This window comes from Pseudomonas sp. GW821-FHT09C08 (assembly GCF_059418125.1).
Map to the genome: position 1 here is coordinate 640,150 of NZ_JBWKPG010000001.1, position 23,522 is coordinate 663,671.

A 23,522-nucleotide genomic window follows, 5' to 3' on the forward strand; every position below is an offset into this window, starting at 1 on the left:
CCGCAATGGGTCTAATCAGCCCATTGTCGAGCCGCCTTCTGGCTCTGCACTAGGAGTTGCGCGCATAAACTGCCTCCATCGCACCTGGCATTGGGTGAAACGACGAATCTATGCAAATGCTCGTCGAGGTAGAGGTCCGGTAGGTGGCGCGAAAGGCGTGGGCAGTGATGTCGTACTCTGGCCAGATACGCTGAAAGGACGTGAGCATGGAGGTCGGGTTTATGGGAGGTCCCGGATAGACCGGCGAGACGAACACCCAGCCTTTGCCTTCTTCATCCACCACGCGGGCTTTATGTAGTTCGAGTAACAGGACCAAGGCTTGCTCAGGCAACGGCACGATGCGTTTGCTCTTGTACAGATGCTTGGACTTTCTGACCACATAACGCCAATCGGCGCCCATCAAGTCGACGTCTTCCCAGCGCATCTGCACCAGTTCGCCTGGGCGGACCGGCAACATAATCAGCACGCGCATTGCGGCGGCAACGCTGCCGTCGTTGCAGTCATCCAGACGCAGGAGAAACCTGCCTAGGTCGGCTGGCCTTTCGATCGCTGGGTTGCTAGTCACGGTGTGGCGAGTCTTCAACTCCTCAATGTTACTGAGCGCCACGTTGCGCTCCACCCAACCACGACCTTCGGCAAAGCCCAGAACGGCACGGATGATGGTGCGCACGCGCCCGGCCATGGCCATTGTGCGCTGCCGGCGCAGCTCGGTAATCATCGTGGTGATGTGCTCCAGCTTGATCTCGGTGACCGGTTTTTTACCAATGGCAGGCAATATGTGGTTGTTCAGCGCTCCGCTAAACCCTCCATTACAAGCTATCGGGATCGCCAAAAAAAACATTTTAACTGGGCTCTAGCGCTGTGTTTTCAGGCAGATAAGTTTCAGATATGCCCCCAGTTTTGCCCCCAGGTGTATCAGGTTCTTGAGTGGAGATTTCCGACAGAAACCAGATGGATTCAGATGGTTTTCAGTAGTCCATAGGTTGAGGGTAAGCGACACGTTCCCCCTGAAAACGGTGAAGTCATCGAAAAAGGTGGCAATCACTCCGGCCTGAAGGCTTGGAAAGCTCAGTACGGTCCGATGTCGTGGAAAGCTGAGGTCCTCGAGCAGCACGGTATTGGATAGGGTAATTAGGGTTGTTCGCGAACCTGCATCCAGTCGAAAAAATCTTCGGATGCGAAGCCGACGCTGCAGTTGGCGTCGAACCGCTCGTTGATTCTGATGAGAGTCATCCGCTGAGCTTCTTGAGGTGAGGTTGGGAAGAAAGCTCCACTAGGTTCGCTGTGCATGAAAAAATCGCCGAGCTTGGCTCCGCAGTTTTCGCAGTGATTCATCAGATAACGGCTGCCCACTGTTTTGCTATAGGCCTGCTTGAATTTGTTGGTGAAGTGATGGATCTGCTTCGTGACCAAGGGAGAGAGGCTGGCGACGTTGGAGACCGTTCCGCGATATCCATGGCACTTCCATTCGCCGAGGTTGCTTGTGAGCGCGAAATCTTCGTCCTCATCCTCGTAGTAATCGAACTCTTCGTGTTGCTCGGGCAGCTTGAACGCGAACACGCGGGTCAAATTAGAGCAGCCCCAGCAGTCTGACACTGACTCTATGACGTAGTAATAAGGTGCTCTGACACTAAATTCGGGGCCGTGCTCCCACTCTGCGTGCTCTGTTACGGGCAGCCATTGAGCCAAGGGGGCGATCTCGACACCCTCGGGGATGTACCAAGTCTTCAGGCTCGGGTCCCACCTGGCACCGAGTGATTTCGCTTCATCTTTTTCTGAGAAGGGGACTTTCAGATCAATCCTTGCCATTTCCGTATCCGTACGTATTGCTGAGTAAGCGCCAGATCCCATGCTAGAACCTTCTGGTGCTTTTGGGGATATTCGAATTCTAAAAACATGGCGACAAAGTGTTGTCGACTTGAATGATGTGCTGCATGGGATAACTCCTTCGTTGCTGAACGGACGCCAGCTTTAACCTGAAGCGACTTATGGAATCTTGATACCCAACGCATTCAGCGATGGCGTATCCATCCGGCCATTGACGGTCAGCCCACTGTCCATCTGAAAGGCCATCAACGCACCACGCGTCGCTTTGCCCATTACCCCATCAATGGAGCCTTGGTAATACTGGCGAACCATCAGCGCGGTCTGCACACGGGTGACCAGGTTGCTTTTCTGCTCATTGGTCGCACGACTCTTTGAAGTACTCGAACTTGTCCCGCTGGTAGTGCCAGGCGACTGATAAAGGCTATTGCTGCTGGGGGTGCTGCTCGAAGCACTCGGCGCGCTGTAGCTTCGGGTGCTGGTAGCGGGTGGGCTGTAGTAGCGAGGTGCGCTATAACCACCTGAGCCGCTGTAGTGAGAACTGTGCGAACTGTGGGACCGGTGAGAACTGTGCGATCGATGTGCCGCATAGATGTTGACGGTGTCTGGCGCATTGAGCGTATCGGCAAATACCGGAGGCTGTAGCTTGTCGTTGGGTTGCCAGTTCGCATCGGCGAGCGACATATGGGCCGCCTGTGCCAGGGTAGTACCTGCCATCGGCAGCAAGCTGATCCCACTGATCAGAACTTTCCAGCGGTCGAGCAATTTCACTGTGCACTCCTTGCATAGGCGTTAAAAGCCTCGGTCGATAGTGGTTGTACGCCGCGGCTCTGCCAGCGGTCGTTGTGGGATTTGAAGAAACCAGAGCAATGTTTGACGGCAGCGCATTGCTGGCAGGTATCGATGAACAGGTTCTTCCAGTCCGAGATGCTCTGGCGGGCGAAAAGCGAGAGGTGGGCCGGGATCAGACACAGGGGCAAGTTGTAGATCGAAACCGGCACTCCGCGGTTGAATAGAAAATACGCGGCTTGGCTCAACGACTCCTGATAGTCCAACGGGTCAATCCACAGTTCTTCGTAATTCTTCCTTGCCAGGCCGGTACTTTCGATACCCATCAACGCAACATGCCGCACGAAGGGCAGGTTCCTGAATACGTAGTGGGCGAGTTCGGGCAAGCGTGGCGTGGTCAGGCGATTGAGCACCACGCGTATCTCGATGATCTGGTTGGCGCGGGCCAGATTGTAAAGACCTTGCAGGGTTTCGCTGAAAGCGCCTGGAGCCTGCACCACATGGTCATGGTCTTCGGCATTGTCTGCATAAAGCGGGATGCCCCAGCTCAACTGAGGGTGGCCGATGGTAGAGAGCGCTGCGATCCAGCTTGAGTCTTGGAACAGACGCCCGTTGCTGAGCACATGAATGGATTTCTGCGGCAAAACGGCTTTGCACTTGGCCAGGATTTCGAGCAAACCGTCGCGATAAAGCGTTGGTTCTCCGCCGCTGATTCCCAGATTTTCCTCGCCCGGGTCCATCAGGTCGATCAGCCGTAGGTTCTCCTCGATGTGCCAACGGTCATTGATATCTTTGGGCGGCTGCGAGCACATCAGGCAGAGGCTGTTGCAACGATCGGTCATGAACAGCAGGTTGCTGTCTGAGCCTCGTCTATAGAGCACTCGCACCAACGCGTTGCCTGGTGTGATGGCAATGACATCGCCGGGCTGCACGACATCCGCGTCTTTTGGGGTGTGCAGGTGTGGCCGCGCGCTGTCGAAGTCGCCGATCAATGGCTCCGGGATCAGGAATCCACCCACTGGTAATGAGAGCAGATGCGGGCTCCGTAGCCGTTCTTCGTTTGGCAGCCAAAGCAGCAGGTCACCGAGCTCAGCGTTTCCGGCACAAACAGCCAGGCCTTGTCCGATGAACTCATCCAGAGTGATGACCTTGAGCAGTTTCGGCTCATTCAGGTGATGGATTTCGAAGTGGGTATCTTTGCGCAGCATCGCCATCAGCCCCTGTAACCCGGAAACCGGACATCGTTGTAAGAGCGCCTGTTCAACCAAGACAGCAGCACCCTCTGCACGTTGTCGTCGCCATCGCAAAGCAGGCCGAAAAGATGCTTCAGCAACCCCATGTTCTTCTTGCAGAAGCTGCTGAACACTCGGTGTCCGATCGGGTCAGCTTGGCGGGCATAGTGTTCGATGGGGTCTGCACCACAGTACGGTACAAGTGCGCAGTCGGTGCAGCCCGGCAGCGCCTCTGCTACACCACTGGCGAGCAACGCATTCATAACCGGCGATGCGAGTAATTCAGACAGGGGTTGCTGCACGGTGCCGAGCTTCAAGCCGTCTTCACCCATCTCCAGCAACATTCGGGCTTCGTCCGAGGGATAGACGTAACCGTCATAGTTGTAAACCAGCGCCGCAGTGCCTGCGCCAGCAGGGGAGCGCAGATCTACATAGCCGGAGGAGAAGGGGGTCAGGATATTTTTCAGCAACAGGCTCGTATAACTCTCTGAGAGGTATACGCCCTGTTGGTTGATATGCAGCAAATAGGCTAGTGCCTTCTTGTAGAAGGCCAGGTATCGCTCAATAGGATAATCAAGTCGATGTGCACTCTTGGTGGCAAACCCATAAGGACTCAGAGGCCGAAGCGAAATGCTGGAGAAGCCTTGGCTAACATACTCATCGATGATCGCTTCAGGTTGTTCAAGGCTTCTTGAAGTCAGCGTGGTCAGCGCGGAAACTGCATCATGACCAAGGCGCTCACGGACCCACTGGATGCCTTTGACAGTGCGTTCGTAGGAGTCTCGTGACGGGGTAGGGCGGTTGGCATTGTGCAAGGGCGCCGGCCCATCGAGCGATGTCGAAAACTGGATGCGGTTTTGCTCTGCGAAGTCGAGTATTTCCTCCGTCAGGTGGTGCAGCGTGGTCGTGATGACGAACTGGATATCCCGTTGTTCGACCACGTTCCGTTCAACGACCCATTCGACAATCTGGCGGACGCGATCGAAGGCCAGAAGCGGTTCGCCACCCTGAAACTCCACAGTCAGGGCGGGAGCGTTCGATTCGAACAGGCGATCGACCGCCGCCTGAGCATCTGCTTCCGACAGGTCGTGGCCGGATCCTCCCAGAGGCGCTCGCGACACCTGGCAGTACTGGCAGGTGTGGTTGCAGCGCAATGTAACCACGAACAAGTGCAGTGCAGGGCCCTGGAAGAGGAAGTCCTTGCGGCTGCGGTACTGCGCGGCCATTTCCGGGAGCGGGTCGTGGCGGCCTGGTTCGTAGATGAAGTGGCGGGCCAGCAGGTCCTTGTAAAAAGGCGTACTTGGTTGAACGTCGAAGTAACTGAGGGCTCGTAATTGCGCGTCGTTCACGTGCATGTACTCACCAGTATCGGAGGTGAGCAGGATGTCACGGTCATGTCCCGTGTTCATGCGCATGAATCGAAAAGGCAGCAAGCGGTAGTGCTTGGCGTCTGTCGCAATCAGCGTCACTGAAAAATCCCACACCCAGCGAGCGCGGCTCGGGCCAGTACTTCGCGCAGCCCAGCAGTTTCACGGTTGATATGATCGCGTAGAGCGAAGTCGTTCAGCTGCTGGAGGATCAGCGAATGAGCCTGTTCCGGGGAAAGCGTTAGCCTTACTTCAGCTGGGTGGGCCGTCAGGCTTATCTGATTGGCTTCAATACCGACCTGGATCGCGACAATGTCGGCCAGAGAATAAGCTACGCGTTGCACTACGCTGAGGGAGTAGGCTGCGCTGTCGAGTTTCAGCGTGACTGGCCATGTCATCGGAATCGGTCCTTCAAATCCGTTGGGAACATGTGGATTTTGCCGGTTGCCAAGGCATTATGCCATCATCTTTTTTTCATTCGCACGCAATTGTCGAGTGTGGTGGGTGGTGCGCTCACTACGGCTCGGTCGTTGATACCGGGTAGGATCGAGGATTCTTATCACCCTCAGTGTCCCCATTCTCATCAATAGCCTGCTTGGCTTCAGGCTGGGGGCATCCTTTTAAATCATCCGAAGCATGCCCCAAGTCTGGCAATCCTCTGGAAGTGGATGGATCTCCATGGCCTATGAAAAGCCAGAAATGATCAGATAAACGGCCTGCCAGACGGCTTCTATAGACTCTCAGGATCCCCAAAAAACATTTTGATTGGGCTCTAGGACAGTATTTTCAGACAGGAAATCTTAAAATATGCCCCCAATCTTGCCCCCAGTAGCATAAGGTAAAGAGCGATCGCGAGCGGCGTTTTCTGATAGAGACCAAGATGGATTAAGGTGTCTTTCAGTGTAACTTCTCATTGGATATGGTGGGGGAGTGCAGGGCTCATCAAGAACAAGCAAATCCGCTCTCGGTCGAGAGCAGCAACTCCGATAGGCTATGCTCGACACAATATTGATCGCCGCTAATGTAGGGCTAATGCACAGCGATCGCCAGTCTCACGGTCCATTACCGCGTTAGAGATCGTAGCTAAAGCTAGCCATTATCGAGCGATCATCCTGCCGGTTGCCAAAGGTACTCATCGCATTCAAGTTCATGCCCCACCCTGAGGGAAGATGAATATCGACTTGCGCGCTCAGGCGCCCGAATGGTCTTTCGTCCGTCCCGTTGACGGGGGTTTTGATGTTGAAATTGGGCGCGTTGCGTTGAAAGCTTTCAAGCGTTCGATCACTGTCGGTCAGGACTTGCTCTGTGGTCAGGCGCAGCAGTGACTCTACGGATGCCCCGTGGCTATTGATGCGCTTTCCTATCTGCCCACCCAGGCTGGCATTCAGTTGTTCGTATTGCTGGCCGCGCACACCCATTTGCAGTAATGAATCACCTTGCTCGGAGTAGCCACTGATCCTGCTGCGCCAGTAATCCAAGCCGACCACCGGGGCCAACTCAACGGACTCAAAGTGAAACCACCGGCCTGCACGTACTGCGGCACTCAGCACATTGGCATTGGGTGAGGCAGCCAGGTTGTCGAACATGCCGGCCCGTGAGATATCGAACTGGCCGGCGCCATAGGCCAACCCCATGTTGATAAATGTCCGTTGTGCGGCAAAGCTCGCCATGACCGCGGCCTGGCCCATCTGCAATGCGGTGTTGCTGCCACCTTTGCTTGCTTGCCTCGATTCAATATCTGAGTAGTTAAAAGCCGCGCCGAGCGTCCATACACTTGAGAGTCGGTAGTCGACTCCGATACTGATGGCGTTGTTCTTGAAGGTGTCTTTTCCAGGGGCGAGCCCAGGCCCGGGCATCTGCGAATGGTCGGCCCCATTAGCAACGCCACCGTTGATAAAAACTGTCCAGGGTGAAGCCTGATTACGCGCCTCAATATCGATACCCCGCAGGTCATATCGACTGATCAGCGGCTGAAGAAAGTGGTTGCCTGCTGAACCGACCATGGTCGATTGCACGCTGAGGGTGTTTCGAGCATTGATGATATTGGCGATATAACTCGCAATCAGCCTTTCAAAGCGATCGGTGTAATGAATGCTGTCCTTCATTAAATAGGTGTTCTGTTGCGCAAGGGACAGTGTGTCGCATTGGTTGGCCTCGCAATTATCCAGGCTGGTGATATGAGTGAAACCATATTTCGCGGGGTCACTTACCGTGTTTTTTAGTAAATTCAGTACATCAAAATAGTAGATGTTAACGTTGGAAATATTAAGCGCCAGCAATTGCTGGTTGAAGGTCTTGGCACTAATTGAAAGCGCTTCAAGGGCCGGGTCTGCCGCGAGCGAAGGGTCTGTCAATAACGAGACGTCATCAGAACCGATCAGCACAAAGTTATGTGCGCCCAGTGCCTGAAGTGTTCGGATGCCGGTTTCTATATTGTTGACGTAGGTATCCAATGCGGCGAGGGACGCATCATCGAAAATATCGTTGGTGCCAATCCAGATGCCAATCAGGTCATTTTTGCTCAAGGATTTTTTTCCACTGACCACGTCACTACTGAACTTTTCTATTTGGGTCAGAAAACCGGTGGGCGCCCCCACCAAGGCGTCGTCAAAACCGGTATATCCGCTCTTTGCGCCGCCGATTGCATAACCGTTGGTATCGCTGAAGGCCAGCCCGGACAGGCCGGGTAGGACCTCGGCCCATGTGCTGCCATTGGTGAATTTCCCATCCGCGCCCGGGTAGCGACCAGGCGCGTTGCCGATGGCTGCGCCAAATTCACGCACAGAAATGCCGTTGTCGGTGAGGCTGTCGCCAAAGGAATAGAAAGAATTGCCCTGGGCGGAGTAAGACGATAGCGACAATACGCCGGCGATCAGGATACTGCGGACTCGCGTGTCTGTGATGTTCACTGTCTCTACCTGTTTTTATTGTTTTGGCAGCGCTTCCGACACTGCGGAAAAGTGTGTCGGTTATGCAGTCACATGTTTATGTCAGCGAGGATTATGCGCAGGGCAAGGCGTGATACAAATGTCAGAACTCAAAAAATCACTTATGTGTTTTCTAAACTAAACGACTGAGAGTTGTACGTTTATGTGTTAGCAACTTGTTTATTGCCGTGGTGAGGAAATCTTGCAGGAATTCATGCTGTTGGTGCTGATCCAGCGCTAAACCCGTCAGCCAGGCGGGCGCGCACTGCAGCAAGTTGGCGATCATTTTGGCAATCGGTACTGCTTGAGGATCAACGATCTGGGCAGGTGCGCCCAAGGTCATATGAAGACCGCCTTCGTAGTCTTCACGCAGCCTGTACAAGCGCTGCTGTTGTTCTTCGGTCAAGCACCCAATGTCCCGCTCCGCCAGGCGCAAGTGCCACGGCATTTCTGCATGCAGGCGCAGGTGTACCTGGATCAACAGGTTGAGTTTTTCCGGCTTTTTTACCGCTGCGCGCCTCACGCTGGCGACGCCGGCAAGCAACTCCTCATACAACTCTTCAATCAGGTCGAACAACAGCTCCTGCTTACTGGGGTAATGGTGATAAAGCGCACCCGGTGACAGGCCCAGGGAGGAGGCAAGTTCACGCATGCCGACCTGACTGAAACCTTTGCTGGCCAGCAGTTCCAGCACCTGAGGACGGTACTGGGTGAAATGCGAGCGTCGTTCAGAAACAGGCATCGTCGGGCCTCCCGATAACGCAAAAAAAAGGAGCGTGACGCGATGGCGCCACGCTCCCGGAAAGAGTTTTCAGTGTTGTGCGGCTTTCTCCGCCCCCCAGCCGGTTTCGGCGCGCACGCTTTGCTGCTCGTAGGCATCCCGCTCGGTAGTTGTGCTCGGGCTGCGATCCAGGCAGGAAACGCCCCACGCGACGGCGAAGGCCAACGGCATCGAGAACAGGGCGGGGTAGTCGTACGGGAACAAGGCCTCGGGGTGATGCAGTACCTTGACCCATACCCCCGGCGACAGCAGCACCAGCGCCAGGGAACTGACCAAACCGCTCAGCCCGCCCCACAGTGCGCCACGGCTGGTCAGGCCTTTCCAGTACATGGCCAGCAGCAGAATGGGAAAGTTTGACGAGGCCGCAATACCAAAGGCCAGCGCCACCAGGAACGCCACGTTCTGCCCCTTGAACAGAATCCCCAACGCAACTGCCAGCACACCCAGGATCACGGTGGCCCAACGGCTGACGCGCATTTCCTTGCCACTGTCGGCTTTGCCCTTGCACAACACGTTGGCGTAGAGGTCATGGGAGATGGCGGACGCGCCGGCAAGCGCCAGGCCCGACACCACGGCCAGGATCGTCGCGAAGGCGACGGCGGCGAGGAAGCCGAACATCAAATCACCGCCCAAGGCTTGCGCCAGATGCATGATTGCCATGTTTACGCCGCCCACCAGTGGCCCGCCGATCACGCCTTGGTCGAAGTAGCTGGGGTCGGTGCCGACGATGCTGATGGCAGCGGTGCCGAGGATGCACACCAGGATAAAAAACAGACCGATCAAGCCATAGGCTACCAACACCGATTTGCGCGCCGCCTTGGCGTCCGGAACGGTGAAAAAACGCATCATGATATGCGGCAAACCGGCGATGCCGAACACCAGCCCCAGGGACAGGGAAATCATCGACACCGGGTCCGTGGCGATCTTCAACGGCCCGAGAATCAGCTGTCCGCTCTGGTGTGTCGCGACGGCGCTGTCAATCATGCGCTCCATGCTGAAGCCAAAGTGCTGGAATGCCAGCCCGGTCAGGAGGATGCCGCCACTGAGCAACAGCACGGCCTTGATGATCTGCACCCAGGTGGTCGCCACCATGCCGCCGAAAGTGACGTACACCACCATCAGCACACCGACGCAGACCACTGCAACTTCGTAGTCGAGGCCGAATAGCAAGTTGATCAATTGCCCGGCGCCGACCATCTGCACAATCAGGTAGAAACATACGATGACGAACGAGCTGAACGCCGAAAACAAGCGAGTGGTCACCGGGTCGAGGCGATAGGCGATGATGTCGGCCAGGGTGTAGCGCCCCAGGTTGCGCAGACGCTCGGCCATCAGAAACATAATCAAGGGCCAGCCAAGAATCGCGCTGACCGAGTAAATCATGCCGTCGAAACCGGTTGAAAACACCATGCTCGAAACACCCAGCAGCACGGCGGCGGACATGTAGTCGCCGGCAATCGCAAAACCGTTTTGTACCCCGCTGATGCCGCCGCCGGCGGTATAGAAATCCGCCGCTGAGCGCGTTCGGCCCGATGCCCAGTAGGTGATGCCGACAGTAGTCACGACGAAGGCCAGGAAAATCGCAATGGCAGTCATGTTGGGCTGGCGCGCCACGGCTTGGCTTGTTTGTGCCAGGACCGCAAAGCTGCACAGGCACAGCACCGCCGTGGCGAATAACAGGCGAGAGGCCTTCATGGTTGCACCTCCGACAGCAGCGCCCGGTTCAGCTTGTCGAACACGTGGTTGGCGCGAAACACATACAGCCCGGTCAAGAGCCAGGAGCCGACAATCAGGATGAGTGCCGACCAGATCCCCACCGTGATGCCACCGCCCACAGGCACATGCAACAGGACATGGGGGAACCAGGACACCGCCGCGACAAACAGCGAATAAAGCGCTAACACAATGGCACTGAGGGTGAAGGTCAGGCGAGTGCGACGCCGGACCAGTTCGCGATAACGCGGGCTGCTGCGCAACGCCTGATAGGCAGGGTGCAATGACATGTTGAGCTCCTTGATACCTTGATTGTTATTGGCTGGAGTTTTTTGTTATGGGGTTGCCGTGCTTGCGCACCGCGGGTGCTGCACTACGCCCCGCCGCGTTTCCATAACGCGTGGAGTGCGTGCCGGAATCAGCCTTGCAGGTGTGATGAGGACGTCATGTCCGGTGTAGGTGGCGTTAGCTTATCCAGTGCCTCACAGGCATTTAAATAACCCGATGCGCCGATTAACTTGCATAACCCGCCAGTTCATTGCGGCGTCTGGGCCTCAGGTTCTTCGCGGGCTGCACCAGCGCGTGGGGGAAAGACCGAAGGCCTTCTTGAAGTGCCGGGTCATATGACTCTGGTCGAAGAAGCCGGCTTCGATCGACGCATCCGACAAGCCTTGCCCGGCTTGGACGAGAGCCTTTACGCGATCGAGGCGACGCAGCGTCAGATAGCGATGGGGGCTGGTGCCGAAAAACTCGCGGAAGTCACTCGACAGGCTCCAGCGGTCGCGCCCGGCGCAATGAGCGAGGTCATCGAGGGTGATTGCCTGGTCGAGGTTGTCGTCGATGTATTCGCGCGCGATGGCAGCAGCCGCAAAGTGATGGGACGTACTGACAAGGTCACTGCTGGCGACGCTGGCGAGGGTGATGACAAATGTGTAGAGCGCGTCATCCTCGGCCATGGAGTCCAGGTCGGCATCCAGTGTGTTGAGCAGTGCGTCGGCGGCCACCGCCAGTTGCTGATTCTGAGTGATACCGGCGCCGAAAAAGGGCAGGGCGCTGCCCTTGATGATGTCTTGAACCAGCGAGGGCGGCACATACACGCCGCGATAGTGGAAACCAGCGTCGGAGCCGGCGCAACCATCATGGGATTCATCCGGGTGAATGATCATGGTTTCGCCGGGCAGGCACAGTTTGGATTCACCTCGATAGTGAAAGCGGTGTACGCCCGACAGGGTCCGCCCGATTGCGTAGGTATCGTGTCGGTGCGGATCAAACGCGTGCGAACCGAAGTAGGCTTCAAAACGCTCTACTTTTGAGGTCGGCGCTGCGTGTCTCACCCAGTCTTGTTTCGGTTGGTCGTTTTGCATGTTGGCGCACCGAGGCGATACCGCTGTTGTCTGGCAGAGCATAAGCAGATGCAACGCCGTTTGGCTTGGACGTTTGTGGGTTTAACCTGGCCTGACGGTTTTCGCGGGGCAAAAGCCGACCGGCGGGTTACATCCGCTCGAGAACGGCGGCAATTCCTTGACCACCGCCAATGCACATGGTGACCAGGGCATAACGCCCGCCACTGCGTTGCAGCTCATGGATCGCCTTGATCGCAATCACTGCACCGGTCGCCCCCACCGGGTGCCCGAGGGAGATGCCCGAACCATTGACATTGACCTTGTCCGGGTCAAACTCCAGTTGCTGTGCCACGGCACAGGCCTGGGCCGCAAAGGCTTCATTCGACTCAATCACATCGATGTCCTGGATGCTCAAGCCGGCGCGCTTGAGGGCCAGGCGGGTCGCCGGAACAGGGCCGATGCCCATGTAGTCCGGATCGACACCGGCATGGGCATACGCGACCAGGCGCGCGAGGGGCTGCAGGTTGTGTTGCTGGATCGCGCTGGCGTTTGCCAGCACCACAGCAGCCGCGCCGTCGTTGAGGCTTGAGGCATTGCCGGCGGTGACCGTTCCGCCTTTCTGGAACGCCGCATGCATTCGGCCCAGTTGTGCGAGGTCGAGATTGGCGCGCACGTTTTCATCGGTATCGAACAGCACCGTCTGGCGCTTGACTTGCACCTCAACCGGGACGATCTGCTCCTTGAATCGGCCTTCGCTTACCGCGCGAGCAGCGCGTTCCTGGCTCTGCAGGGCCAGACAGTCCTGCATGTCACGGGTAATGCCATAGCGCTCGGCAATATTTTCGGCGGTCACGCCCATGTGCGTGCGCTTCCACGGGTCATGCAGGATGCCATTCATGTAATCCACGGCCTGGCTATCACCCAGACGGCTGCCCCAGCGCAGGCCGGGCAGCAAGTAGGGGCCACGGCTCATGGACTCCGCGCCACCGGCTACGGCCACTGAATAATCCCCCAGCAGAATGCCCTGCGCTGCACTCAGGATGGCTTGCAGCCCGGAGCCACACAGGCGATTGACGTTAAAGGCCGGGGTTTCCTGGGGTATCCCGGCACCCATCGCCGCGACTCTGGAGAGGTAAGCATCCCGGGGCTCGGTGGGCACCACATTGCCCATGACAACGTGGCCGATAGGCTCGCCACCGATCCCGGCATGGATCAAGGCGCCTTTGACGGCGACGGTGGCCAGGTCAACAAGTGGCACATCTTTCAGGCTGGCGCCAAAACTGCCGATGGCGGTACGCGCCGTGCCAACGAAGAACACATCTTTGTGGGCCATGGAAGGCTCCCGTTTTGAGAAGTAAAGGTTCGAGGGGTAGTCAGATCGAGTAGTTCGCCAGCTCGCGGGCAATCAGCAACCGCTGGATTTCGCTGGAACCTTCGTAGATCTGAGTAATACGGGCATCGCGGTAATAGCGCTCCACCGGGTAATCCTCCAAGTAGCCATAACCGCCATGAATCTGGAGGGCTTTGGAGCACACGCGCTCTGCCATCTCCGAGGCAAACAGCTTGGCCTGGGAGGCTTCGGACAGGCAGGGAAGGCCCGCGCTTTTCAGGCGTGCAGCGTGCTGGATCAACAAGCGTGCGGCATTGAGTTGTGTGTGCATGTCGGCCAGCAAGTTGGCAATGCTCTGGTGCTCGTTGATCGGCTTGCCAAACTGCACGCGGTCGCGGGCATACACCAGTGCCGCCTCAAACGCCGCGCGGGCGATGCCCAGCGCTTGGGCGGCGATGCCGATGCGCCCGCCTTCCAGGTTGGACAGGGCAATCGACAAGCCCTTGCCCCGTGCGCCGAGCAGGTTGGCTTCGGGTATACGGCAATCGTTCAGGGTGACGGCGCAGGTATCGGAGGCGCGAATGCCCATCTTTTTCTCACTGCGCTCAACGCTGAAACCTGGGGTGTCAGTGGGTACCAGAAACGCCGACAGGCCTTTCTTGCCCAGCGCAGGGTCCGTGACCGCAAACACAATCGCCAGCTTGGCCCGCTTGCCGTTACTGACAAACTGCTTCGCGCCATTGAGCACCCAGTGCCCCTCATGCAGTTCTGCGCGGGTCCGCAGGTTATGCGCCTCTGAGCCGGCCTGGGGTTCGGTCAGGCAAAAGCAGCCGATGGTTTTGCCGCTGGCCAGATCCACCAGCCACTGATTCTTTTGGACCTGGCTGCCGTAGTTCAGGACCGGGCCGCAGCCCACCGAGTTGTGGATGCTCATCAGTGCCCCCACTGCACCATCGCCTGCGGATATTTCTTCCACGGCCAGGGCATAGGCCACGTAGTCGATGTAGGTGCCGCCCCATTCCTCGGGCACGACCATCCCGAGCAGACCCAATTCGCCCATTTGGGCTACCAGGTCATCTGTGATCCAGCCGGCTTTCTCCATGGCTTCGGCCTGGGGGGCAATCTCGCCACGAGCGAAATCGCGGGCCATGTCGCGGATCATGCGTTGTTCGTCGCTCAGTTCGAGATCGTGCATGCCAGTGCTCCTGGGTAGCGGCGAGCAGCGCCGGGGGCGAAGTCGCAGAAAAAGTCCTGCACCTGTGCAGGCTCAAGCTGGGCCAGGGTCGCCGGACGCCAGACAGGGGTTTTGTCCTTATCGATGAGCAGTGCGCGAACGCCTTCCATCAGGTCTCCCGCCGCGAACCACCGAAGGTTGAGTTGCAGCTCCTGGGCAAAACAATCGCTTAGAGACAGTTCGCGGCCACGGCGCAGCAGCTCAAGGGTGATGGCCATCGCCATAGGCGACCGGCTATTCAGGACATCGACCGTTTCTTCGGCCCAGTCCTGAAACTCCGGCGTCGTTTCTGCCTGGAGTGCTGCGTGAATCGACTGCACGTCTGGGTGCGAGAAGTGCTGATCAATGGCGGGCTGCATTGCCTTAAGCTCCGACCCAGGGAATTTATTGACACCCAGTGTGGCGATCAGCGACCGCAACGCTTGTCCGGGTTGCTGGGGCCAACTCATGTTGTTCAGACAGTGATCCAACTCCGCGATCTGCGTGCTGCTGATGCACCAGTCTGCGAGCCCGGCATACAGGGCGTCGGCAGCGCGCACCTGAACACCCGTTACGCCGAGGTAGTCGCCCAAAGCGCCCGGCAGGCGCGACAAGAAATAACTGCCGCCGACATCGGGGAAAAAACCGATCGCAACTTCAGGCATGCCCATTCGGGTGCGCTCGGTGATCACGCGCAGGCTCGCGCCTTGGACCAGTCCCATGCCACCCCCTAGTACCAGGCCGTCGATCAGCGCCAGCACTGGCTTTGGATAGGTATGAATGTACTCATCCAGCGCGTATTCCTCGGCGAAGAACACCTGGTGCACGCCATCAGCTACTTGTTGGCTTTCGTACAACATGCGGATATCGCCGCCGGCGCAAAAGGCCTTCTCGCCAGCCGCGCGCAAGACCACTGCCACCACGTCCGGATCCTGCTCCCACGCGTGCAAGTGTTGCTGGAGCAGGCGCACCATGGTGAGTGTCAGCGCATTGAGGCTCTGCGGGCGGTTTAGGGTCAGGTGGCCTATGCGATTACGTACGGTTGCCAGAATCGAGGGTTCAATTTCTGTGCTGCTCATGCTGAGTCCTCGGCCTATCAGCAGTGTTTGAACTGCGGCGCACGTTTTTCGACGAAGGCGGCCATGCCTTCCTTCTGATCTGCAGTGGCAAACAACGAATGGAACACCCGGCGCTCGAAACGCACGCCTTCACTGAGGCTTGACTCGAAGGCGCGGTTGATACTTTCCTTGACCAACATGGTGGCTGGCAGGGAGTTTTCGGCGATGGCGCTGGCGACCTTGAGGGTTTCCTCCAGCAGCGTTTCAGTCGGAAAAACGCGCGCGACCACGCCGGCGCGTTCGGCTTCTTCTGCGCCCATATGGCGCCCCGACAGGCACATTTCCATGGCCTTGGCTTTGCCAATCGCACGGGTCAGGCGCTGTGTACCACCCACGCCCGGCAACACCCCCAGGGTGATCTCCGGCAAGCCGAAGCGTACATTGTCGGCCGCGTAGATGAAGTCACACATCAAGGCTAGTTCGCAGCCACCGCCCAGGGCATAGCCGGCCACTGCGGCGATCAATGGCTTGCGGCGACTGGCAATGCGGTCAGCGGCCGAGAAGAAATCATCGAGAAACACCTGGGGGTAGGTGAACTCGGCCATTTCCTTTATATCGGCACCGGCGGCAAAGGCCTTGGGGGAGCCGGTGATGACCATGCAGCCGATTTTCGGGTCTTTTTCCAACTGATCCAGGGCCAGATTCAGCTCGGTGATTACTTGGGTGTTAATGGCATTGAGTGATTTAGGGCGGTTCAGCGTGATCAGGCCCACACGCTCATGGACTTCCAGCAGCAGGGTTTCAAAAGGCATGGTTCAGACTCCGTAGGTTTGCATTAACGGCCAGACCGTGGCGGCTTACTTAAGGTGGCCATTCGAGTAAGGTTGCGTTGGATATGGACTTTGGCCTAGCTTAGCCAGCGTACCCGGTGCCTTGAAATAACCCGACCCGCCGAATAGTTTGCATATCGCGCCATGTCAGCCGTCAGCAGAGGAGTGCAGCAGGTGGACCATTCCGTGGATAACACCTTACCCATGACCTTCGTTCAAGGCCTGCTGCAAGGGGCTCTGAACATCTGCAGCGAGGCCGATATCCGGGCTTTCATCGGCGCCGCAGGCATAGCCGGGCACTTGCTGGAGGCGCCGGGCGCGCGGGTCACCTACGACCAGTTTGTGCGCTTGTACCAACAGGTTGCGTTGGGCACCGATGATGAAGTGATGGGGCAGTTTTCCAGGCGCATGCGCAGCGGCACGCTCAAGTATTTGTGTTCGAGCCTGCTTGATGCACGTTCGCTGGGCAACGCGATGTACCGCTTCACACGGTTCTGGAACCTGTTGCTGGACGACTATCGTTTTAGCTACAGCGAGCACGAAGGCCAACTTGTTATCTCGCTGGAGGCACGTAACCCAGGCGCCAACGCCCAGCGCTGGGGTCACGAACTGATGATGAAACTTGTGCACGGCGTAGCGTCGTGGTTGGCCGGCCAGGAGATCCCGCTGCACAGCGTGGCGTTTCCTTTCGCGACGCCGGTGTATGCGTCGGAATACATGCATATGTTCCCTGGCCCCATCCGTTTCGAGCAGCCGTGCACGGCGTTATCGTTCGACGCCGCGTGGGGTGCACTGCAGTTTCGTCGCAGCAAGGCCGAGTTGCTGCCGTTCCTGCGCGAAGCCCCGCGCTACTGGCTGTTCACCACGCTCAAGGAGCGCCTGGTGGCGCAACAGGTGCGGCAATACCTGCTGGCCCATCTCAAGCAGGCTGACACCATCCAGGGCGCGGCGACCGCGCTGCTGCTGTCCACCCGTACGTTGACGCGCCGGCTCAAGGAGGAGGGCACCAGTTACCAGATGGTCAAGGACGCACTACGCCGAGACATCGCCGTGCAGCAGTTGATCCACACAGACCTGTCCATCACGCAGATTGCCCTGGGCTTGGGGTTTGATTCCACGGCGGTGTTTCACCGTGCTTTTCGCGGCTGGACCGGCAGTACACCTGGCGCGTATCGACGCCCAGGTGCGGACCTACAAACGTACAATCCAATTGCGGCGCCAGCCGATAAAGTCAGCTCCACATGACTGCTGATCCAGGCTGTCATCGCTACGGAGCAAGGTTATGACCCCCTTTCTGAGTTTGATCATTCGCCCTCATCGCAAACGCAGCGACAGTGTCTACCTGCTGCTGGCGCTCCTGATGGGGGGCTTCTTCGGTGGCGTCATGGGGCTCAAGATTTCACTCGCGGCAGGGCTGGCGATTGGTGCGTTCTCCACGCTGGTGCTCTACACGATGTGGCGTTCGCCGGGCTAGCCAGCCCTCTTACCGCTTAGCCCCAAAGACAGACGTAATACGCGCGGCCGCCCCATGCAGCCGCGTGAGGTCAAGTCGCGCCTGCTCTTAACTAAAAACAATAAATACCCCAGCCAAGGGGTGGAGTTGAATGATGACCCTGAAGACCGTCCAGCTTGACGATAAATACACGCTTTCCCATGGGCGTATTTTCATCACCGGCACCCAAGCCCTGGTTCGATTGTCGATGACCCAGCGTCAGCGTGATCAGCAGCAGGGCCATCACACGGCCGGCTACATCTCCGGCTATCGGGGCTCGCCGTTGGGCGGTCTGGATGATCAGTTGGGCAAGGCGAAAAAGCACCTTGAGCAGCACCACACCCTGTTTGTGCCGGGTATCAACGAAGATCTGGCGGCCACCACCATCTGGGGGGCGCAACAGGCTCATCTGAGCGGTGAGGGCAAGTACGACGGCGTGTTCGGCATGTGGTACGGCAAGGGCCCCGGCGTTGACCGCACAGGTGATGCGTTCCGGCATGCGAACCTCGCGGGCACCGCGCAGTTGGGCGGGGTGCTGGTGCTGATGGGCGATGACCATACTTGCGAATCGTCCAGTACTTGCCACCAGAGCGAATTTGCCATGGTCGACGCCATGATTCCGGTGCTCAGTCCGTCCGGCGTCCAGGAAATCCTCGACTTCGGTCTGATCGGTTGGGCGTTGTCGCGTTACAGCGGCTGCTGGGTCGGCATCAAATGCGTCAAGGACACCGTCGAAGCCACGGCGACCATTGACGTGGACATAAACCGCGTGAAGATCCATATCCCCCAGGACTTTGCCCTGCCGCCGGATGGCCTCAATATCCGCCAACCCGACACCCCACACGCACAGGAAGCGCGGCTGCACCGCTACAAGCTGAATGCGGTGCGCGCCTTTGCCCGTGACAACGCGCTGGACCGCGTAGTCATTGATGCCCCTGGCGCTACGCTTGGCGTGATCACCCACGGCAAGAGCTACCTGGATGTACTGCAAGCACTTGACGACCTGAACCTCAGCGAACAGGCCGCCGCTGTCATGGGGTTGCGCATTTACAAGGTCGGGATGGTCTGGCCTCTGGAACCCAAAGGCGCGCTACGTTTTGCCGAGGGTCTGAACAAAATCCTGGTGGTGGAGGAGAAGCGCAGCCTGCTCGAATTCCAGCTCAAGGAGCAGTTCTACGGCCGCGCCGTCGCCCCGGTCATTGTCGGCAAACTGGATGAGGCGGGCCAGACGCTGTTCCAGTCGGAAATGGCCCTTGACTCCAACCAGATCGCTATCGCCCTGGGTGAACGCCTGCTCGAACTGGGTAGCAACTCCAGCCTGCGTCTGCGCATTGAAGAGCTGCGTGCCTACCAAGTGGTTAAGGGCGACACCGAGTTGCTGGCACGCAGTTATTACTTCTGCAGCGGCTGCCCGCACAGCTCGTCCACGGTGCTGCCGGAAGGCAGCAAAGGCTACGCCGGTATTGGCTGCCACTGGATGGCGCAGTCCATGGACCGCTCCACCCTGGGCTACACCCACATGGGCGGCGAAGGCATGGTGTGGGTCGGCGAGGCGCCGTTTTCCAAGCGCAAGCACATGTTCCAGAACATCGGCGATGGCACCTATTTCCACTCCGGGTATCTGGGCATACGCGCCGCCGTTTCCGCCGGCACCAACATCACCTTCAAGATTCTGTTCAACGACGCCGTGGCCATGACCGGCGGGCAGAAACACGATGGCGCATTGACCGTGCCGGCCATCGCTCATCAAGTCAGTGCCGAAGGGGTAAAGCGCATCGTGGTGGTCAGCGATGAGCCCCACAAATACCCGCTGGAGACCGCCTGGCCCGCCGGCGTGACCTTCCATCACCGTGACGAACTCGACAGCGTCCAGCGCGAGATCCGCGAGGTGCAAGGCACGTCGGTGCTGATCTACGACCAGACCTGCGCAGCGGAAAAGCGTCGGCGCCGCAAGCGCGGTACTTTCCCCGACCCGGCCAAACGCATCGTGATCAACGACCTGGTGTGTGAAGGCTGTGGTGACTGCGGCGTGAAGTCCAACTGCGTGTCAGTGCAGCCGGTGGAAACCGAGTTTGGTCGCAAGCGTGCGATTGATCAGTCTTCCTGCAATAAAGACTATTCCTGCGTCAACGGCTTCTGCCCAAGCTTTGTCACCGTTGTTGGCGGCAGCCTGAGCAAGCCGGAGGCGGCCGTGCAGGGGCAGGCGGTACCGTTGCTGCCGGAACCGATGCGGCCGAGTATCGATGATCGGGTCTACAGCATTTTAGTCGCGGGCATGGGCGGCACTGGGGTCGTCACCATTGGCGCCATTTTGGGCATGGCTGCGCACCTTGAAGGGCGCGGCTGTGGCTTGCTCGATATGGCTGGCCTGGCCCAGAAGGGGGGATCGGTGTGGAGCCATCTGCGCTTCGGCCCCGACCCGCAGTCAATCAAGACCATCCGTATCGCCGCCGGTGGCGCCGACCTGGTGCTGGGCTGCGACCTGATTGTGGCGGGCAACACCAAGACCCTCGCAGCAACGCGCCATGGCAGCACCTACGTCTTGGCCAACACCCAGGAAACCATGCCGGGTGCCTTTACTCGCAATGCCGATATGCAATACCCCACCCAAGCGCTGCGGCGCAATATCGTCGAGGCGGTGGGCCAGGATCATGCCGAGTTCGTAGATTGCGGTCGCATCGCCACAGCGCTGTTGGGCGATAGCATCGCCGCCAACATGTTCATGCTCGGGTTTGCTTACCAGCGCGGGCTGATTCCTATCTCTGCGACTTCGATCGAATCGGCCATCGAACTCAATGGCGCAGCCAAAAAGATGAACACAGAAGCCTTCCGTTGGGGGCGCCAGGCAGCGGTCAACCCACAAGCCGTCGAGCAATTGCTGGAGTCCAAGGCTGCCGGCCAGGGTGTGCGTATTTCACCGGAGCCCGTCAAGACACTGGATGAGGTGATCGCTGTCCGTCAGCAGTTCCTTACCGAGTATCAGAACAGTGCCTACGCCCAACGCTACAGCGCCTTGGTCGAACAGGTACGTAACGCAGAACAACGGCTCGGCACTGGACGTAGCGAACTGACCCAGGCCGTTGCCAAGTACTACTTCAAATTGCTGGCGATCAAGGATGAGTACGAAGTCGCACGCCTGCATGTAGAAAGCGGTTTCCTTGACCGCATCTCCCAGCAGTTTGAAGGCGACTACAAACTGGTGTTCAACCTGGCCCCACCGCTGTTTGCCAAACGCGCGCCTGATACCGGACTGCCGAAGAAAAGCGAATTTGGCCCCTGGATCGTGCCGGTGTTCCGCCTGCTCGCCAAGCTGCGTGGGCTACGGGGGACTGCGCTGGATGTGTTCGGCTACTCCGTCGAGCGCCGTCAGGAGCGCGCGCTGATCCAACGCTACGAGGCGGTGATTGCTGAGGTATTGCCGCTGCTGGAGGACGGTGGCGCGCATTACGACACGCTGCTGGAGCTGGTTTCGCTACCCGAGCAGATCCGCGGTTATGGGCACGTTCGCGCCAAAGCCATGGCGTTGGCCAGGCAGCGCGAAAGCGTTTTGCTGGATGTGTTGCGCGGTCGTGTGATCGCGCTGAAAAAAGTGGCTTGATTCACCCAGGTCGCACCGATTATCAATGGAGGATAAAACCATGAACTCACTGATCAAACCGCCCGTTATCGCCGCCCGTATGGACGATGTGGCGCCGTTTCATGTGATTGATATCCTGACCCGCGCCAAGCGGCTGGAGGCGGAAGGGCGCGACATTGTGCACATGGAGGTCGGCGAGCCCGACTTCCCGACCCCACCCGCCATCATTGCTGCCGGCCAAGCGGCCCTGGCCAACGGCAAGACCACCTACACCCCTGCGCTGGGGATTCCCGAGCTGCGCCAGGCGATCGCCGATTACTACTTGCGGCGTTACGGCGTCACGGTCCCGGTGTCACGCATCGTGGTGACGGCGGGTGCTTCGGGTGGGCTGTTACTCGCATTGGCCTGCCTCGCCGAGCCGGGCAAGGAATGGTTGCTGACCGATCCTGGATACCCGTGCAACCGCAATTTCGTGCGCATCTTTGAGGGCGTGCCTACCTCGATTCCGGTGGGCGAAGCGCATAACTTCCAGCCCACCCTGGCTGACCTTGAAGCCCATTGGAATGATTCGACCGCCGGCGCGCTGTTTGCCTCACCGGCCAACCCTACAGGCACCATGCTCAGCCTCGAACAGGTCCGCACGTTCGCAGAGTTTATCCGCGCCAAGGGCGGGCATTTTATTCTCGATGAGATCTACCAGGGCCTCACCTACGACCAGGAGTCCACCACCGCACTGCAGTGCTGCGAGGGCGTCTGGATCGTTCAAAGTTTCTCCAAATACTTCCAGATGACCGGCTGGCGCCTGGGCTGGCTGGTGGTACCCGAAGGCTATACACGGCACATCGAAAAGCTTGCGCAAAACCTGTTCCTGTCGCCGTCGGCACCAGCCCAGTACGCGGCGCTGGCAGCCTTTAAACCCGAAACCCTCGACTTGCTGGAGACGCGTCGCATGGAGTTCCAGCGCCGTCGCGACTTCCTTTCTGCCGAGTTGGCAAGGTTAGGCTTTCGTGTGGTGGCCAAGCCGGAAGGCGCGTTTTACATCTATGCCGACTGTTCAGCATTCACCACCGACAGCTTTGCATTCGCCATGACGCTGCTGGAAGAGGCTGGGGTGGCAACGGGGCCGGGTCTGGATTTTGGGACCAATCAGCCGGAGCGCTATATCCGCTTCTCCTACACGACCAGTATTGAAAGGCTCATAGAAGCGGTTAGTCGTATGGAGCAGTTTCTGCAGGTGCGCCATGCTCTGGGAAAAGCCAACGGGAAGGGGCAATCCCAAAACTGCGCGTGAAGTGCCGGGACATATGGCTCTGGTCGAAGAAGCCCGCATCGACCGCGGCTTTGGACAAGGTCTGCCCGGCTTGTACCAATAGTTTTACGCGGCTTAGCCGGCGTGCGGTGATGTAGCGATGGGGGCTGGTACCGTAGAACACCCGAAAATCCTTTGACAGGCTCCAGCGGTCGCGCCCCGCGCACTCTGCGAGCTCGTCAAGGGTGATTGGGCCGTCCAGGTTGTCATGAATATAGTCCCGCGCCCTGCGTGCGGCCTCGAAATGATGGGCCGTGCGTGTGCGGGGTTGGCCGGTAACGGCCGCGAGGGTGGTCACGAAGGATAGCAGTGCATCTTCTTCAGACATGGGATCGAGGTCTTGCGCGTGCAAGAGTTCGAATACCGTCGTCGTCAGACGTGGGTCCTGGGATACCGCGGTTTTCAGGAACGGCAACGGTTTGCCCTGGAGGATTTGTTGTACCAGCGCGGGCGGCAAGTACAGGCCCTGATAGCGAAAGCCTCCGTCGGTACCGGCGCGGCCATCATGCTGTTCGTCGGGGTGCACTACCATCACTTCACCAGGGGCGCAAACTTTGGCCTCACCTCGGTAATTGAAGCGGTGCGCGCCGTGCAGCGTGATGCCGATCGCGTAGGTATCGTGCTGGTGCGTGTTGAACGCATGGGTGCCAAAAAACGCTTCGAGTCTCTCTATGGGGGAGGTCTGCGGCGCGTGTCTGACCCAGTCTTTTGTCTGCATCGGGAGCGGCTACTCAGTG

Annotated in this window: 19 protein-coding genes and 2 pseudogenes; 5 read left to right on the top strand and 16 right to left on the bottom strand. The window is 58.4% G+C overall.

Features of this window, described 5'->3' with window-relative positions; translation table 11 throughout:
• Positions 1 to 11 precede the first annotated feature (11 nt).
• Positions 12 to 805 (bottom strand): annotated as a pseudogene (locus tag AC07OJ_RS02535) (tyrosine-type recombinase/integrase); the annotation flags it as partial.
• A gap of 198 nt (positions 806 to 1,003) precedes the next feature.
• On the opposite strand from AC07OJ_RS02535, the pseudogene AC07OJ_RS02540 reads away from it, so the two are divergent.
• A pseudogene (locus AC07OJ_RS02540) lies at positions 1,004 to 1,126 on the top strand (hypothetical protein); the annotation flags it as partial.
• A 5-nt stretch (positions 1,127 to 1,131) separates the two neighbouring features.
• Here AC07OJ_RS02540 and AC07OJ_RS02545 read toward each other — a convergent pair.
• The 14 genes from AC07OJ_RS02545 to AC07OJ_RS02610 all read right to left on the bottom strand — a co-directional run bounded on the left by AC07OJ_RS02545 (position 1,132) and on the right by AC07OJ_RS02610 (position 16,389).
• The gene (locus AC07OJ_RS02545; RefSeq protein WP_495093850.1) at positions 1,132 to 1,809 is read right to left on the bottom strand and encodes a DUF5710 domain-containing protein; all 678 of its coding nucleotides are present in this window, start codon (positions 1,807 to 1,809) and stop codon (positions 1,132 to 1,134) included.
• Between the two features lie 177 nt (positions 1,810 to 1,986).
• Positions 1,987 to 2,595, bottom strand: coding sequence for a His-Xaa-Ser repeat protein HxsA (gene hxsA / locus AC07OJ_RS02550; protein WP_065905090.1), 609 nt, complete (start codon positions 2,593 to 2,595; stop codon positions 1,987 to 1,989).
• A complete protein-coding gene (hxsC, locus tag AC07OJ_RS02555; protein ID WP_065905091.1) occupies positions 2,592 to 3,827 on the bottom strand; it encodes a His-Xaa-Ser system radical SAM maturase HxsC in 1,236 nt (411 codons plus the stop codon). The genes hxsA and hxsC overlap by 4 nt, the downstream gene beginning before the upstream one ends.
• Positions 3,827 to 5,314 carry a His-Xaa-Ser system radical SAM maturase HxsB gene (gene hxsB / locus AC07OJ_RS02560; protein WP_495093851.1) on the bottom strand — a complete coding sequence of 496 codons (1,488 nt, stop codon included), beginning with the start codon at positions 5,312 to 5,314 and terminating at the stop codon, positions 3,827 to 3,829. Before hxsB ends, hxsC begins: the two co-directional genes overlap by 1 nt.
• On the bottom strand, positions 5,311 to 5,610 hold the full coding sequence (gene hxsD, locus AC07OJ_RS02565; RefSeq protein WP_495093852.1) for a His-Xaa-Ser system protein HxsD: 300 nt from the start codon (positions 5,608 to 5,610) through the stop codon (positions 5,311 to 5,313). The genes hxsB and hxsD overlap by 4 nt, the downstream gene beginning before the upstream one ends.
• Before the next feature lie 672 nt (positions 5,611 to 6,282).
• Positions 6,283 to 8,121, bottom strand: coding sequence for an autotransporter domain-containing protein (locus tag AC07OJ_RS02570; RefSeq protein ID WP_495093853.1), 1,839 nt, complete (start codon positions 8,119 to 8,121; stop codon positions 6,283 to 6,285).
• Between the two features lie 151 nt (positions 8,122 to 8,272).
• Positions 8,273 to 8,881, bottom strand: a complete 609-nt coding sequence (locus AC07OJ_RS02575; protein WP_106803956.1) for a TetR/AcrR family transcriptional regulator — start codon at positions 8,879 to 8,881, stop codon at positions 8,273 to 8,275.
• Between the two features lie 69 nt (positions 8,882 to 8,950).
• The gene (gene actP, locus AC07OJ_RS02580; protein WP_495093854.1) at positions 8,951 to 10,615 is read right to left on the bottom strand and encodes a cation/acetate symporter ActP; all 1,665 of its coding nucleotides are present in this window, start codon (positions 10,613 to 10,615) and stop codon (positions 8,951 to 8,953) included.
• Entirely contained in the window at positions 10,612 to 10,923 is a 312-nt protein-coding gene (locus AC07OJ_RS02585; RefSeq protein ID WP_495093855.1) for a DUF485 domain-containing protein, read from the bottom strand. The genes actP and AC07OJ_RS02585 overlap by 4 nt, the downstream gene beginning before the upstream one ends.
• Before the next feature lie 264 nt (positions 10,924 to 11,187).
• Complete coding sequence (locus AC07OJ_RS02590; protein WP_177009969.1) at positions 11,188 to 11,997, bottom strand: AraC family transcriptional regulator; 810 nt, start codon at positions 11,995 to 11,997, stop codon at positions 11,188 to 11,190.
• 127 nt (positions 11,998 to 12,124) lie between these two features.
• Positions 12,125 to 13,309 carry an acetyl-CoA C-acyltransferase family protein gene (locus AC07OJ_RS02595; protein ID WP_177009970.1) on the bottom strand — a complete coding sequence of 395 codons (1,185 nt, stop codon included), beginning with the start codon at positions 13,307 to 13,309 and terminating at the stop codon, positions 12,125 to 12,127.
• 40 nt (positions 13,310 to 13,349) lie between these two features.
• Entirely contained in the window at positions 13,350 to 14,501 is a 1,152-nt protein-coding gene (locus AC07OJ_RS02600) for an acyl-CoA dehydrogenase family protein (RefSeq protein ID WP_177009971.1), read from the bottom strand.
• Positions 14,483 to 15,598, bottom strand: a complete 1,116-nt coding sequence (locus AC07OJ_RS02605; RefSeq protein WP_106803951.1) for an enoyl-CoA hydratase/isomerase family protein — start codon at positions 15,596 to 15,598, stop codon at positions 14,483 to 14,485. Before AC07OJ_RS02605 ends, AC07OJ_RS02600 begins: the two co-directional genes overlap by 19 nt.
• A 17-nt stretch (positions 15,599 to 15,615) precedes the next feature.
• Positions 15,616 to 16,389: an enoyl-CoA hydratase gene (locus tag AC07OJ_RS02610; RefSeq protein ID WP_106803950.1), complete on the bottom strand. Its 774-nt coding sequence runs from the start codon at positions 16,387 to 16,389 to the stop codon at positions 15,616 to 15,618.
• A gap of 222 nt (positions 16,390 to 16,611) precedes the next feature.
• On the opposite strand from AC07OJ_RS02610, the gene AC07OJ_RS02615 reads away from it, so the two are divergent.
• From AC07OJ_RS02615 to AC07OJ_RS02630, 4 genes are all read left to right on the top strand, one after another.
• A complete protein-coding gene (locus tag AC07OJ_RS02615; protein ID WP_256344154.1) occupies positions 16,612 to 17,652 on the top strand; it encodes an AraC family transcriptional regulator in 1,041 nt (346 codons plus the stop codon).
• A gap of 37 nt (positions 17,653 to 17,689) precedes the next feature.
• Complete coding sequence (locus AC07OJ_RS02620) at positions 17,690 to 17,881, top strand: hypothetical protein (protein WP_106803948.1); 192 nt, start codon at positions 17,690 to 17,692, stop codon at positions 17,879 to 17,881.
• Positions 17,882 to 18,014: 133 nt separating this feature from the next.
• A complete protein-coding gene (locus AC07OJ_RS02625; protein ID WP_495093856.1) occupies positions 18,015 to 21,497 on the top strand; it encodes an indolepyruvate ferredoxin oxidoreductase family protein in 3,483 nt (1,160 codons plus the stop codon).
• A gap of 40 nt (positions 21,498 to 21,537) precedes the next feature.
• Positions 21,538 to 22,767 carry a pyridoxal phosphate-dependent aminotransferase gene (locus tag AC07OJ_RS02630; protein WP_495093857.1) on the top strand — a complete coding sequence of 410 codons (1,230 nt, stop codon included), beginning with the start codon at positions 21,538 to 21,540 and terminating at the stop codon, positions 22,765 to 22,767.
• On the opposite strand, the gene AC07OJ_RS02635 is transcribed toward AC07OJ_RS02630, so the two are convergent.
• Positions 22,685 to 23,503 (bottom strand): AraC family transcriptional regulator, encoded by an 819-nt coding sequence (locus AC07OJ_RS02635; protein WP_495093858.1) that lies wholly within the window; start codon positions 23,501 to 23,503, stop codon positions 22,685 to 22,687. The two genes, AC07OJ_RS02630 and AC07OJ_RS02635, sit on opposite strands and share 83 nt — an antisense overlap.
• Between the last annotated feature and the right edge of the window lie 19 nt (positions 23,504 to 23,522).

Bases quoted from the DNA above. Each gene is read 5' to 3' on its own strand.
- AC07OJ_RS02590 (WP_177009969.1), bottom strand. From the start codon at position 11,997: ATGCAAAACGACCAACCGAAACAAGACTGGGTGAGACACGCAGCGCCG.
- AC07OJ_RS02610 (WP_106803950.1), bottom strand. From the start codon at position 16,389: ATGCCTTTTGAAACCCTGCTGCTGGAAGTCCATGAGCGTGTGGGCCTG.
- AC07OJ_RS02615 (WP_256344154.1), top strand. From the start codon at position 16,612: ATGACCTTCGTTCAAGGCCTGCTGCAAGGGGCTCTGAACATCTGCAGC.
- AC07OJ_RS02605 (WP_106803951.1), bottom strand. From the start codon at position 15,598: ATGAGCAGCACAGAAATTGAACCCTCGATTCTGGCAACCGTACGTAAT.
- actP (WP_495093854.1), bottom strand. From the start codon at position 10,615: ATGAAGGCCTCTCGCCTGTTATTCGCCACGGCGGTGCTGTGCCTGTGC.
- AC07OJ_RS02545 (WP_495093850.1), bottom strand. From the start codon at position 1,809: ATGGCAAGGATTGATCTGAAAGTCCCCTTCTCAGAAAAAGATGAAGCG.
- hxsC (WP_065905091.1), bottom strand. From the start codon at position 3,827: ATGGCGATGCTGCGCAAAGATACCCACTTCGAAATCCATCACCTGAAT.
- AC07OJ_RS02620 (WP_106803948.1), top strand. From the start codon at position 17,690: ATGACCCCCTTTCTGAGTTTGATCATTCGCCCTCATCGCAAACGCAGC.
- AC07OJ_RS02635 (WP_495093858.1), bottom strand. From the start codon at position 23,503: ATGCAGACAAAAGACTGGGTCAGACACGCGCCGCAGACCTCCCCCATA.
- AC07OJ_RS02595 (WP_177009970.1), bottom strand. From the start codon at position 13,309: ATGGCCCACAAAGATGTGTTCTTCGTTGGCACGGCGCGTACCGCCATC.
- AC07OJ_RS02575 (WP_106803956.1), bottom strand. From the start codon at position 8,881: ATGCCTGTTTCTGAACGACGCTCGCATTTCACCCAGTACCGTCCTCAG.
- AC07OJ_RS02630 (WP_495093857.1), top strand. From the start codon at position 21,538: ATGAACTCACTGATCAAACCGCCCGTTATCGCCGCCCGTATGGACGAT.
- AC07OJ_RS02600 (WP_177009971.1), bottom strand. From the start codon at position 14,501: ATGCACGATCTCGAACTGAGCGACGAACAACGCATGATCCGCGACATG.
- AC07OJ_RS02625 (WP_495093856.1), top strand. From the start codon at position 18,015: ATGACCCTGAAGACCGTCCAGCTTGACGATAAATACACGCTTTCCCAT.
- AC07OJ_RS02585 (WP_495093855.1), bottom strand. From the start codon at position 10,923: ATGTCATTGCACCCTGCCTATCAGGCGTTGCGCAGCAGCCCGCGTTAT.
- hxsD (WP_495093852.1), bottom strand. From the start codon at position 5,610: ATGACATGGCCAGTCACGCTGAAACTCGACAGCGCAGCCTACTCCCTC.